Origin of the sequence: Mycolicibacterium chitae (assembly GCF_900637205.1) — a bacterium.
GTDB classification, from domain to species: Bacteria; Actinomycetota; Actinomycetes; order Mycobacteriales; family Mycobacteriaceae; genus Mycobacterium; species Mycobacterium chitae.
The window spans coordinates 3,082,071-3,094,226 of record NZ_LR134355.1 but is presented as its reverse complement, the minus strand read 5'-3'; the positions used below and the strand labels follow the sequence as shown (position 1 = coordinate 3,094,226).

Genomic DNA, 12,156 nt, shown 5'->3' with positions numbered 1-12,156 from the left:
GGCCTCCGGGGATCGGCTCCTCGACCGCAACCCGTCACCTGGGGGTGACGGTTACACACAGCCTGGGGCGAGTCCGGTGACCCTGTGGATAGTCGTCACTCCAAGGTGACGGCATTTGATCGAGAGGCCGCCGGAAACAGCCCTGACCCCCACCTAGGCCGGCCCCGCGGGCAGCAGCAACCGGGACGCGCCGCGCAGGTACACGGTGTGGGTCGCCGGGGCGGTGCGGGCCCCGTGCGCGGCGTCCTCGCCGGTCCCCAGGTTCGGGGCGTAGCGCGGGAACGAGCCGCCCGCCACCAGCACCCGCACGCGCGTGCCCGCCGCGAAGCGGTGCGCGATCTCGTCGAGTTCGATCCGCACCACCGGGTCGTCCGCGGTGCGCACCAGCCGGCGGTAGCCGTCGCTGATGTTGCGGGAGCGTCCTTTTCGGTCCACCTCGCTGACCCGGACGAACAGGTCGACGTGCGGGTTGTCCGACTCGTGCTCGAGCTCGATGACCGGCGCGCCGTAGACGTGCAGGTCGGCGCCCAGCGGCGCACTGGTGAAGCTGAGCACGTCGGGCCGCGTGGCGAGCTTGTCGTCGCGGCGCCGGCCCGCGCCGGGGGCCAGCAGCCGGCCGCCGACGGTCGGCGTGGGTCGACGCGGATCGAACGTGAACGACCGTGCGCCGGAGGTGGATTCGGGTGCCTCGTCGGTGAGCCCGGCGAAACCCAGGTGCAGCACGCGATCGCGCGTCGGCACCGGCGGCCACTGCGCAGCCTCGCGCCAACCGCCGCCGCCGGTGACGAAGTAGCGCACCGGCGCGCGTTCGGCGCCCGCGGCGTCACCCAGATGGCGCCCCAGCCAGTCCAGGCTCTCGCGTAGCACCTGCCCGGCCGCCCGGCCCGTCATGTGCGTGTGCGTCCATGGGCCCAGCGTCAGCGCCACCTCGACCCCGCGGTCGTGCAACCGGTGGTACTGCTCGATGGTCTGCTCCAGGAACAGGTCCTGCCAGCCACCAACGAGCAACACCGGCACGGTTGCGCGGTCGAGCCCGCCGTAGAACTTGTAGCGATCCCAGAACGGGTCGTCGATATCGGGGTGTTCGATCCATTTCTCCCACCACGGCGCGCCGCCGGCCAGCAGCGTGCGGCCCGAGGCGGCCAGCGGGGGTCGGCCGATGGCGCGCGCGACCTTGCGGCCCGCCCGCAGGTGGCTCAGCAGCAGCCGGACCCGGTTCGGTTCCTCCTGGTGGCTGATCATGTTGCTCCAGCCCAGGAAGTCGTTGGCGGCGAACGCGCCGGTGCCCCACGAGGAGGCGGCGAAGTTGTGCACGCCGACCACCACGACCGCGGCCGCCATGTCTGCGGGCGGATCCTCGAGCAGCGCCCACTGCGTCTGCCCCAGGTAGGACAGCCCGACGGTGCCGAAAGATCCCGTGTACCAGGGTTGTTCGCGTAACCAGGCGGCGGTGTCGGCGCCGTCGGCGGCCTCGTTGACGGGCGGCTCGAACTCACCGCCGGAACCGAACGTGCCGCGCACGCTCTGCAGGATCACGTGATAGCCGCGGGCGGCGTAGGTCTTGGCGTACAGGTTGGAGAACGGGAACGCCCGACCGTACGGGCCGCGCACCAGCAGCGTGCCCGCCGGCGTGGCGGTGTCGGGGGCGTAGTGGTCGGCCAGCAGTTCGACGCCGTCGCGCATCGGCACCGGCACGCGGCGTTCCACCTGGTAGGCGGTGGTCCGGGCGGGCACGCCCAGCAGTCGGGCGACCAACCCGCGGGCGTGCCCGCGGACGGTCAGGGTGGACGAATCCGAGGAGATCGGGGACACCCGGTCAGGTTACGTTCAGAACTTGTAGTGCGGCGTGAGTTGATGGGCCCGCATCAGGTTCTCCTGCATGCAGTCCGGCCGGCTCGGGGAGTGGATCGGCGAGTAGAACAGCGACTGCTGGATCACGCCGTAGTCGGTGCGGAAGGTGATCATGCAGGTGATCCACCACCGGTTGTTCCAGTCGGTGGGCTTCATCACCCAGAACTGCGCCGCGCGATGGCCGTTGATGTCCAGTTCCACGGCATCCGGCGGCAGCGACTTCTCGTAGGTCCGCCAGATGATGGCCTCGACGGCCATCTGGTACGGGCCGGCGTCGTACTTGCAGCGCAGGCTGTTCTCCTGCTCCGGCGGCGCGAACCCCAGGCCCAGACCGTTGATGACGTCCAACGGGATGTCTGTGCAGGGGTTGAACGGCTCCGGGTCGGTGAAGTCGATCACCGGGCTGCGGGGCGTGGAGGTGATCGGCGCGTCGGTGGACCGCAACGCCACCTCGGTGGGCGCGGGCCCGGCGGGCAGCGTGGTCTGCACGGCGACCAGCGCGGCGGTGAACACCGCCCCCAGCGCTGCGAACAACCGCATCTTGGCGACCATCACACCCCCTTCCTCGGCGACCGACCCTGCGGGGGAGTGTACAAGGAACAAACAAGAACCTGTTCTAGTTCGTCCCTATGGGCCGCGCCCCGCCCGAGACGGATGACTAGGCTGGATTGTCGTGACACCTGAGACTGCGACCAGATCGCGCCCCACGCTGTGGGCAGTCAGTGATCTGCACACCGGTCACACCGGGAACAAGCCGGTCACCGAGTCGCTCTACCCGTCCTCGCCCGACGACTGGCTGATCGTCGCGGGCGACGTCGCCGAGCGCACCGACGAGATCCGCTGGTCGCTGGACCTGCTGCGGAAGCGGTTCGCGAAGGTCATCTGGGTGCCCGGCAACCACGAGCTGTGGACCACGGGCAAGGACCCGGTGCAGGTGTTCGGGCGGGCCCGGTACGACTACCTGGTCAACATGTGCGACGAGATGGGGGTGATCACCCCCGAGCATCCCTATCCGGTGTGGACCGACGAGGGCGGCCCGGCCACCATCGTCCCGATGTTCCTGCTCTACGACTACACCTTCCTGCCCGCAGGCACGGCCACCAAGGCCGAGGGGCTGGCCGTCGCCAAGGAGCGCGGCGTGGTGGCCACCGACGAGTTCCTGCTCTCCAGCGAGCCCTACGCCACCAAGGACGCCTGGTGCCGGGACCGGCTCAAGCACACCCGCGAGCGGCTCGAGGACCTCGACTGGATGACGCCGACGGTGCTGGTGAACCACTTCCCGCTGGTGCGCGACCCCTGCGACGTGATGTTCTACCCGGAATTCTCGCTGTGGTGCGGCACCACCGAGACCGCCGACTGGCACACCCGCTACAACGCGGTGTGTTCGGTCTACGGCCACCTGCACATCCCGCGCACCACCTGGTATGACGGCGTGCGGTTCGAGGAGGTGTCGGTCGGTTATCCGCGGGAGTGGCGGCGCCGCAAGCCCTATCGGTGGCTGCGCCAGGTGCTGCCCGACCCGCAGTACGCGCCCGGCTACCTCAACGAGTTCGGCGGCCACTTCATGATCACCCCGGAGATGCGGGCCGCGTCCGAGAAGTTCCGGGACCGGTTGCGCAGCAGGCGATCATGACCAAACGCATCGCGGCGATCGTGCCCGATTCGGTGTACGCCGCCGAGGTCTTCGCCGACCCGCCCGGGCTGGTCCCGCTGCCCGAGGAGGAACCGCTGGTCGCGACGTCGGTGGCAAAGCGGCGCAACGAGTTCGTCACCGTGCGGCACTGCGCGCGCCTGGCGCTGAGCGACCTCGGGGTGGGCCCCGCGCCGATCCTCAAGGGGCCCAAGGGGGAACCGTGCTGGCCCGACGGCGTGGTCGGCAGCCTCACGCACTGCGAGGGCTACCGCGGCGCGGTGGTCGGCTCGAGCACCACGGTGCGGTCGGTGGGCATCGACGCCGAACCGCACGACGTGCTGCCGGACGGCGTGCTGGGCGCGATCAGCCTGGGCGTCGAACGTACCGAGATCTCGGCCCTGCCCGGCGGACTGCACTGGGACCGGATCCTGTTCTGCGCCAAGGAGGCCACCTACAAGGCGTGGTTCCCGCTCACCGAGCGCTGGCTGGGTTTCGAGGACGCTCACATCAGCTTCGACGTCGACGCCTCGGGGCGCGCCGGGGGGTTCACCTCCAGGATCCTAATCGACCCGGCCGCCAAGTCGGGTCCGCCGCTGACGACGCTGCGGGGCCGCTGGTCGGTGACCGACGGGCTGGCGCTGACGGCGATCGTGTTGTGAGCAAACCAGTTCCGCCGCCCGGGCTGGTCGTCGTCGACAAGCCGGGCGGGATGACCAGCCACGACGTCGTCGGGCGCTGTCGCCGCATCTTCGGCACCCGCAAGGTCGGCCACGCCGGCACCCTGGACCCGATGGCCACCGGCGTGCTGGTGATCGGCGTCGAACGGGCCACCAAGATCCTGGGCCTGGTGGCGGGGGCGTCCAAGACCTACACCGCCACGATCCGGCTCGGCCGGTCCACCTCGACCGACGACGCCGAAGGTGAACTGCTGCAGGAGATCTCCGCCGCGGACGTCACCGACGAGGCGATCGAGACCGCGGTCGCCGCGCTGCGCGGCGACATCGAGCAGGTGCCGTCGGCGGTCAGCGCCATCAAGGTCGACGGCAAGCGGGCCTACCAGCTCGCCCGCGAGGGGGAGACGGTCGAGTTGGCCGCGCGCCCGGTGCGCATCGACCGGTTCGACGTCACGGCGGTGCGCCGCGCCGGGACGGTCGTCGACGTCGACGTCGTGGTGGATTGCTCGTCGGGAACCTACATTCGCGCGCTGGCCCGCGACATCGGCGTCGCGCTGGGCGTCGGCGGGCATCTGACCGCGCTGCGCCGCACCCGCGTCGGCGGGTTCGGCCTCGATCAGGCCCGCACGCTCGAGCAATTGGACCAGGCGCCGCAGCTCAGCTACTCCCTCGACGAGGCCTGCCTGCTGGCCTTTCCCCGCCGTGACCTCACCGACGAGGAGACCCTCGACACCAGCCACGGCCGGCCGCTGCCGGCGGCGGGCATCGCGGGCACCTACGCCGCGGTCGCCCCGGACGGCCGGGTGATGGCGCTGCTGGAGGACCGCCCGAGCGGGCGGACGAAATCCGTCGTGGTGGTGCGTCCCGCAACGCTGTGAGAACGTCGGCTCAGGTCTCTTAGGTCCTCCCGGCCGACGACGTTGGTCCCTGCTCGGCGGGCGTCCGAACTGGCAGGATGAGCGGTATGACAAGCATTCCGGCCGCAGGTTCGATCGTCATCGCAGATATCACCGGGGACGCGGTGGTTCGCATCCCCACCGGGGCCAGCGTGCTCGCGGCGGCCGAGGCGCTCGTCGCCCACGACGTCGGCGTGGTCGTGGTCGGTGACGAGGTCCGACCGGTGGCGTTGATCAGCGAGCGCGACATCGTCCGGGCGGTGGCCGCCGCCCGCGATCTCGCGACGACCCCCGCGACCGAGGTGGCCAGTTCGAACCTGGTGTGGTGCGCGCCCGACACCACCGTCGAGCAGGCGGCGCTGCGGATGGCCGACAAGCACATCCGGCACCTGCTGGTGGGCGACGAGGGCGCCGTGAGCGCCATCGTCTCCGCGCGTGACCTGCTGGGCGTCTACGCCTCCGAGGCCGTGCGGGCCGACTTCGACTGACCGATTTCGACTGACCAGAACGGTCAGGCCACCACCCAGATGGCCTGGGCCGCAGGGCTGCCCAGGTCCACGGTGGTGTTCTCCCCGGCGTGCGACTCCACGGCCACCGAGATCATCCCGGCGAAGTCGCGACGGGCCAGCACCCGCAGTCGGGCGTCCAGGTTGATGCCCACGGTGTCGAAGTAGCGCAACATCTCGGGGTCGGAGTCGGAGATCCGGGCCACCGTGCCCTCGTCGCCGTTGTCGCAGTCCGAGAGTTGCCGCGCCGGCGGGGTGGGCACCTTGCCGTCGGCGGCCGGGATCGGGTCGCCGTGCGGGTCGCGGGTGGGGTAGCCGAGCTTGGCGTCCATCCGGTCGAGCATCCGATCGGACACGGCGTGCTCGAGCACCTCGGCCTCGTCGTGCACCTCGTCCCAGCTGTAGCCGAGTTCGTTGACCAGAAAGGTCTCGAGCAGTCGGTGGCGGCGCACCATGGACAGCGCCGCCGCGCGCCCCCGTTCCGTCAGCGTCACCGCACCGTACTTCTCGTGGTGGACCAGGCCCTGATCGGCGAGCTTGCGAATGGACTCCGAGGCGGTGCTCGCCGAGACGCCGAGGCGATCGGCCAGCAGCTTGGTGCTGATCTTCTCCGGCGCCCACTCCTGCACGGTCCAGATGACCTTCAGGTAGTCCTGAGCGACCGTGGTCAGGTCACTGGCACCACTGTCGAGACCATCGTTGGGACTCACGGCATCGAGTTTAGGCAATGGTCACCTCATTCGGGTCTTCAGTGTGATCCGCGTCGCCGCCCGGCGGGCCCGGACGGGTGACCCGAGCAGACGGCCGAGGCGTCGCACCGTAGGCTTACCGGCGTGCAGCGGTGGCGGGGACAAGACGAAATCCCCACGGACTGGGGCAGGTGCGTACTCACCATCGGTGTGTTCGACGGTGTGCACCGCGGACACGCCGAGTTGATCGCGCGTGCGGTGAAGGCGGGGCGTGCCCGCGGCGTGCCGGTGGTGCTGATGACGTTCGATCCGCACCCCATGGAAGTGGTCTTCCCCGGCAGCCATCCGGCGCAGCTGACCACGCTGACCCGGCGCGCCGAACTCGCCGAGGAACTCGGCATCGACGTCTTCTTGGTGATGCCGTTCACCGCGGACTTCATGAAGCTCACCCCGGAGCGCTACGTGCACGAACTGCTGGTCGAGCGGCTGCACGTCGTCGAGGTGGTGGTGGGCGAGAACTTCACCTTCGGCAAGAAGGCCACGGGCAACGTCGAGATGCTGCGCGACGCGGGGGAGCGGTTCGGCTTCGCGGTCGAGGCCATGTCGCTGGTCGCCGAGCACCAGAACAACGGCGTGACGTTCTCCTCGACCTACATCCGCGCCTGCGTGGACGCCGGCGACATGGCCGCGGCCACCGAGGCGCTCGGCCGTCCGCACCGGGTCGAGGGTGTCGTCGTCCGCGGTGACGGCCGCGGCAAGGGACTGGGTTTTCCGACGGCCAACGTCGCCCCGCCGATGCATTCGGCGATCCCGGCCGACGGCGTCTACGCCGCCTGGTTCACCGTGCTGGGCCACGGGCCCGTGATGGGGACGGTGATCCCGGGCGAGCGGTATCAGGCCGCGGTCTCGGTGGGCACCAACCCGACGTTCTCCGGACGGACCCGCACCGTGGAGGCCTTCGTCCTGGATACCGCCGCCGACCTGTACGGCCAGCACGTCGCCGTGGATTTTGTCGCCCGGGTCCGGGGCCAGGAGAAGTTCGACTCCGTCGAGGACCTGATCCAGGCCATGCACCGCGACACCGAGAAGGCCCGCAACATCCTGCGGGAGTCGCGCTAGGCGCCGGAATCGTCGTTTCGAGACCCCCGCTGTTAAACTCTGCGACGACAATCGGCGTGCGCTGCAGTTCGCGGTGGCCGCGCCGGATCCCGCAGGGGATATCAATGTTCGCGGACTGAAATAGATGGAGTGATTCCGTGGCGCTTACCGCCGAGCAGAAAAAAGAGATCCTGACCAGCTACGGGCTGCACGAGACCGACACGGGCTCGCCCGAGGCGCAGGTCGCGCTGCTGACCAAGCGCATCACCGATCTCACCGAGCATCTCAAGAAGCACAAGCACGACCACCACTCGCGGCGCGGACTGCTGCTGCTGGTGGGTCGTCGTCGCCGGCTGCTCAAGTACGTCGCGCAGGTCGACGTGGCGCGCTACCGTTCGCTCATCGAGCGGCTGGGTCTGCGGCGCTGACCCATCGCCGCGTCATCCCCGCCGTGATAGCGATCGCGGCGGCATGGGTGACCGGCTGCGCCGAGGTCCCGCCGGCCAACACGCGGGCCAACGACCTGGAAATCGGTGACTGCCTGCGGGTCGGCGGCGCCATCGACCGCCCCGAGGCCCACGAGGTGGCCTGCGGCAGCCCGGAGTCCAACTTCAAGGTGGTCGCCACGGTCAACGGTCCGGGGGGCGATCAGTGCCCGAGCGACGTCGACTCGTTCTACTCCCAGCGCGGCGGGCTGTCGGACAACGTCAGCACCGTCTGTCTGGACATCGATTGGGTGGTCGGCGGCTGCATGAGCGTGCACCCCGAGCATCACACCGACCCGGTGCGGGTCGACTGCGCCGATCGGGCCGTCCCGCACCGTCAGCGCGCCACCCAGATCCTCACCGACGTCGCCAATGTCGACCAGTGCCTGAGCGGGCAGGGCTACGCCTACGAGGAACGCCAATTCACCGTCTGCGTCGAGAACCAGCGTTGACGCGGCCCCACCTGCGGGTTTGACGGGATCGGAAACCTCGCGGTGTAGAGTAGGGCTGTTCCGCGCCCGTACCGGCCCGGGACTCGGTGCGGTTCGCGCAGACCGCGCGCACCGTTCCAGCGCGTCACTACATCCCCTGAAGTGGGAGGGGTCGCCGATGTTGGGCGGTCTTCGGTAGTGGCTGCCGGGGGAATTCCGGCAGCTTCGATCGACGGCCGCAGCCGCATCTGGGTGCCCTGACGCGTGACGACGCAAAACAGCTGAATTACCAGAGAGGGCATGCGGACATCTATGTCTGTTGCTGAAATTGACGAAGGCGTGTTCGAGTCGACCGCCGTCATTGACAACGGGAGCTTCGGCACCCGCACCATTCGTTTCGAGACCGGTCGGCTGGCCCAGCAGGCCGCCGGCGCCGTCGTCGCCTACCTGGACGACGAGACCATGCTGCTCAGCGCCACCACCGCGAGCAAGGCGCCCAAGGACCACTTCGACTTCTTCCCCCTGACCATCGACGTCGAGGAGCGGATGTACGCCGCCGGGCGCATTCCCGGATCGTTCTTCCGTCGCGAGGGTCGCCCCTCGACCGACGCGATCCTGACCTGCCGGCTCATCGACCGGCCGCTGCGTCCCACGTTCGTCAGCGGGCTGCGCAACGAGATCCAGGTCGTGGTGACCGTCCTGAGCCTGGATCCCAAGGATCTCTACGACGTGCTGGCCATCAACGCCGCGTCGGCCTCCACCCAGATCTCCGGCCTGCCGTTCTCCGGCCCGGTCGGCGGCGTGCGCGTGGCGCTGATCGACGGGCAGTGGGTCGCGTTCCCCAACGTCGAGCAGCTCGAGCGGGCCGTCTTCGACATGGTTGTCGCCGGCCGCGTCGTCGCTGACGGCGACAAGGAAGACGTCGCGATCATGATGGTGGAGGCCGAGGCCACCGACAACGTCATCGAGCTGATCGGCGGGGGCGCCGCGGCGCCGACCGAGACCGTGGTGGCCGAGGGCCTTGAAGCCGCCAAGCCGTTCATCGCCACCCTGTGCAAGGCCCAGCAGGCGCTGCACGAGGCGGCCGGCAAGGAGACCGTCGAGTACCCGCTGTTCCCCGAGTACGGCGAGGACGTCTACTACTCGGTGGCCTCGGTGGCCACCGACGAGCTGTCCGCCGCGCTGACCATCGCCGGCAAGAACGAGCGCAACGACCGCACCGACGAGATCAAGGTCGAGGTGCTCGAGCGTCTGGCCGAGACTTACGCCGGTCGCGAGAAGGAGATCGGCGCCGCCTATCGTGCGCTGACCAAAAAGCTTGTCCGCCAGCGCATCCTGACCGATCACTTCCGCATCGACGGCCGCGGCATCACCGACATCCGGGCGCTGTCCGCGGAGGTCGCGATCATCCCGCGCGCCCACGGCAGCGCGCTGTTCGAGCGCGGCGAGACCCAGATCATGGGTGTCACCACGCTGGACATGATCAAGATGGCGCAGCAGATCGACTCGCTGGGGCCGGAAACCTCCAAGCGCTACATGCACCACTACAACTTCCCGCCGTACTCGACCGGTGAGACCGGCCGGGTCGGTTCGCCCAAGCGTCGCGAGATCGGCCACGGCGCGCTGGCCGAGCGGGCGCTGATGCCGGTGCTGCCCAGCGTGGAAGAGTTCCCGTACGCCATCCGTCAGGTCTCGGAAGCGTTGAGCTCCAACGGATCCACCTCGATGGGTTCGGTGTGCGCCTCGACCCTGTCGCTGCTGAACGCCGGTGTGCCGCTGAAGGCGCCGGTGGCCGGTATCGCGATGGGTCTGGTGTCCGACGACGTCGAGGTGGACGGGGCGGTGGAGCGACGCTTCGTGGCGCTGACCGACATCCTCGGCGCCGAGGATGCCTTCGGCGACATGGACTTCAAGGTCGCCGGCACCAAGGACTTCGTGACCGCGCTGCAGCTCGACACCAAGCTGGACGGGATTCCCTCCCAGGTGCTGGCCGGTGCGCTGTCGCAGGCCAAGGATGCCCGGACCACCATCCTGGAGGTCATGGCCGAGGCCATCGACGCCCCGGACGAGATGAGCCCGTACGCGCCCCGGATCACCACCATCAAGGTGCCGGTGGACAAGATCGGCGAGGTCATCGGGCCCAAGGGCAAGGTCATCAACGGCATCACCGAGGAGACCGGCGCCTCGATCTCCATCGAGGACGACGGCACGGTGTTCGTCGGTGCCGCCGACGGGGTTTCGGCGCAGGCCGCGATCGACAAGATCAACGCGATCGCCAACCCGCAGCTGCCCAAGGTTGGCGAGCGGTTCCTCGGCACCGTGGTCAAGACCACCGATTTCGGCGCCTTCGTGTCGTTGCTGCCGGGTCGCGACGGCCTGGTGCACATCTCGAAGTTGGGCCGCGGCAAGCGGATCGCCAAGGTCGAGGATGTCGTCAAGGTCGGCGACAAGCTGCGTGTCGAGATCGCCGACATCGACAACCGGGGCAAGATCTCGCTGATCCTGGTCGACGAAGAGGACGCAGCGGCAGAGGCACCGGAGGGTACTCCGGCGTCCGCAGATGTTGCGACCGCCGACGCCTAGAGCCGACGGGGCGGCGCGCGACCACACGGCCGTGCGCCGCACCACCCTCCCGGGTGGTCTGCGTGTCGTCACCGAATTCGTGCCGTCGGTGCGGTCGGCATCGGTCGGGGTGTGGGTCGGCATCGGCTCGCGCGACGAGGGCCGCACCGTCGCCGGTGCGGCGCATTTCCTAGAGCACCTGCTGTTCAAGGCCACCCCCACTCGCACGGCGGTCGACATCGCCCAGGCCGTGGACGCGGTCGGCGGGGAACTGAACGCGTTCACCGCCAAAGAGCACACCTGCTATTACGCGCACGTGCTCGACAGCGATCTGGCACTGGCCGTCGACCTGGTGGCCGACGTGGTGCTCAACGGCCGGTGTGCCGCCGAGGACGTCGAACTCGAGCGCGATGTCGTGCTCGAGGAGATCGCGATGCGCGACGACGACCCCGAGGACACCCTGGGCGACGTGTTCATGTCGGCCATGTTCGGCGACCATCCGGTGGGCCGACCCGTGATCGGCAGCGTCGACTCCATCTCGGCGATGACGCGCTCCCAGCTGCATTCCTTCCACGTGCGCCGCTACACCCCGGAACGCATGGTCGTCGCGGTGGCCGGCAACATCGACCACACCGAGGTGGTCGAGCTGGTGCGCGAGCATTTCGGCCGGCGCACCGTGGCGGGCCGCATCGCGGCCACGCCGCGTGTCGGTGGCGGCCGGGTGCCCGGTGCGCCGCGGTTGGAAGTCGTCGGCCGGGACGCCGAACAGACGCATCTGATGCTCGGTGTGCGCGCCCCGGGGCGCAACTGGTCGCACCGCTGGGCGTTGGCCGTGCTCAACAACGCGCTGGGCGGCGGGCTGAGTTCTCGGTTGTTCCAACAGATCCGGGAATCGCGCGGGTTGGCCTACTCGGTGTACTCGATGGTGGACACCTTCGCCGACACCGGCGCGTTCTCGGTGTACGCCGGGTGCCTGCCGGAGCGCTTCGACGAGGTGGTAACCGTGGCCACCGACGTGTTGACGCAGGTGGCCGAGGACGGCATCACCGAACAGGAGTGCCGCATCGCCAAGGGGTCGTTGCGCGGGGGACTTGTTCTGGGCCTGGAGGATTCGGCCTCCCGGATGAACCGGATCGGCCGCAGCGAGATCAACTACGGCGAGCATCGCAGCCTGGACGATACGTTGGCGCACATCGACGCGGTGACCCTCGACGAGGTCAACGCGGTGGCCAAGAAACTGCTCACGCAGCCCTTCGGGGCCGCGGTGCTGGGCCCGGGCGCGTCCCGGAAGACACTGCCCCGGCGACTTGCGGCGATCCCCGGGTAGGGCG

Annotated in this window: 12 protein-coding genes; 9 read left to right on the top strand and 3 right to left on the bottom strand. The window is 69.4% G+C overall.

All coding sequences use genetic code 11. The features are described 5' to 3' along the window. Positions 1-153: 153 nt before the first annotated feature. Both EL338_RS14660 and EL338_RS14655 read right to left on the bottom strand, forming a co-directional pair. The gene (locus EL338_RS14660) at positions 154-1,803 is read right to left on the bottom strand and encodes a CocE/NonD family hydrolase (RefSeq protein ID WP_235666526.1); all 1,650 of its coding nucleotides are present in this window, start codon (positions 1,801-1,803) and stop codon (positions 154-156) included. A gap of 24 nt (positions 1,804-1,827) precedes the next feature. Beyond that, positions 1,828-2,403, bottom strand: coding sequence for a DUF3558 domain-containing protein (locus tag EL338_RS14655; protein WP_126334422.1), 576 nt, complete (start codon positions 2,401-2,403; stop codon positions 1,828-1,830). 121 nt (positions 2,404-2,524) lie between these two features. Here EL338_RS14655 and pptH point away from each other — a divergent pair, with 121 nt between their 5' ends. The 4 genes from pptH to EL338_RS14635 all read left to right on the top strand — a co-directional run bounded on the left by pptH (position 2,525) and on the right by EL338_RS14635 (position 5,542). Continuing rightward, positions 2,525-3,484, top strand: coding sequence for an ACP phosphodiesterase PptH (gene pptH, locus EL338_RS14650; protein WP_126334421.1), 960 nt, complete (start codon positions 2,525-2,527; stop codon positions 3,482-3,484). Next, positions 3,481-4,143 (top strand): 4'-phosphopantetheinyl transferase PptT, encoded by a 663-nt coding sequence (pptT, locus tag EL338_RS14645; protein ID WP_126334420.1) that lies wholly within the window; start codon positions 3,481-3,483, stop codon positions 4,141-4,143. The genes pptH and pptT overlap by 4 nt, the downstream gene beginning before the upstream one ends. Before the next feature lie 50 nt (positions 4,144-4,193). Beyond that, positions 4,194-5,036 (top strand): tRNA pseudouridine(55) synthase TruB, encoded by an 843-nt coding sequence (truB, locus tag EL338_RS14640; RefSeq protein WP_126336869.1) that lies wholly within the window; start codon positions 4,194-4,196, stop codon positions 5,034-5,036. A gap of 86 nt (positions 5,037-5,122) precedes the next feature. Then, entirely contained in the window at positions 5,123-5,542 is a 420-nt protein-coding gene (locus EL338_RS14635; protein ID WP_126334419.1) for a CBS domain-containing protein, read from the top strand. A gap of 23 nt (positions 5,543-5,565) precedes the next feature. Here the strand turns inward: EL338_RS14635 and mntR are convergent, their stop codons facing one another. Then, positions 5,566-6,270, bottom strand: a complete 705-nt coding sequence (gene mntR / locus EL338_RS14630; protein WP_126334418.1) for a manganese-binding transcriptional regulator MntR — start codon at positions 6,268-6,270, stop codon at positions 5,566-5,568. A gap of 123 nt (positions 6,271-6,393) precedes the next feature. On the opposite strand from mntR, the gene EL338_RS14625 reads away from it, so the two are divergent. The 5 genes from EL338_RS14625 to EL338_RS14605 all read left to right on the top strand — a co-directional run bounded on the left by EL338_RS14625 (position 6,394) and on the right by EL338_RS14605 (position 12,152). Continuing rightward, positions 6,394-7,368 carry a bifunctional riboflavin kinase/FAD synthetase gene (locus EL338_RS14625; protein WP_126334417.1) on the top strand — a complete coding sequence of 325 codons (975 nt, stop codon included), beginning with the start codon at positions 6,394-6,396 and terminating at the stop codon, positions 7,366-7,368. A gap of 137 nt (positions 7,369-7,505) precedes the next feature. Then, positions 7,506-7,775, top strand: a complete 270-nt coding sequence (rpsO, locus tag EL338_RS14620) for a 30S ribosomal protein S15 (RefSeq protein ID WP_126334416.1) — start codon at positions 7,506-7,508, stop codon at positions 7,773-7,775. A gap of 14 nt (positions 7,776-7,789) precedes the next feature. Beyond that, positions 7,790-8,284: an LppU family putative lipoprotein gene (gene lppU / locus EL338_RS14615; RefSeq protein WP_435404934.1), complete on the top strand. Its 495-nt coding sequence runs from the start codon at positions 7,790-7,792 to the stop codon at positions 8,282-8,284. Between the two features lie 291 nt (positions 8,285-8,575). Continuing rightward, complete coding sequence (locus EL338_RS14610) at positions 8,576-10,846, top strand: polyribonucleotide nucleotidyltransferase (protein WP_126334415.1); 2,271 nt, start codon at positions 8,576-8,578, stop codon at positions 10,844-10,846. Next, a complete protein-coding gene (locus EL338_RS14605; protein ID WP_126334414.1) occupies positions 10,824-12,152 on the top strand; it encodes a M16 family metallopeptidase in 1,329 nt (442 codons plus the stop codon). Before EL338_RS14610 ends, EL338_RS14605 begins: the two co-directional genes overlap by 23 nt. Positions 12,153-12,156: the final 4 nt, after the last annotated feature.

Excerpts from the sequence above, each read along its gene's own strand:
- truB (WP_126336869.1), top strand. The coding sequence starts at position 4,194 with ATGACCAGCCACGACGTCGTCGGGCGCTGTCGCCGCATCTTCGGCACC.
- EL338_RS14605 (WP_126334414.1), top strand. The coding sequence starts at position 10,824 with ATGTTGCGACCGCCGACGCCTAGAGCCGACGGGGCGGCGCGCGACCAC.
- EL338_RS14610 (WP_126334415.1), top strand. The coding sequence starts at position 8,576 with ATGTCTGTTGCTGAAATTGACGAAGGCGTGTTCGAGTCGACCGCCGTC.
- pptT (WP_126334420.1), top strand. The coding sequence starts at position 3,481 with ATGACCAAACGCATCGCGGCGATCGTGCCCGATTCGGTGTACGCCGCC.
- EL338_RS14655 (WP_126334422.1), bottom strand. The coding sequence starts at position 2,403 with ATGGTCGCCAAGATGCGGTTGTTCGCAGCGCTGGGGGCGGTGTTCACC.
- EL338_RS14635 (WP_126334419.1), top strand. The coding sequence starts at position 5,123 with ATGACAAGCATTCCGGCCGCAGGTTCGATCGTCATCGCAGATATCACC.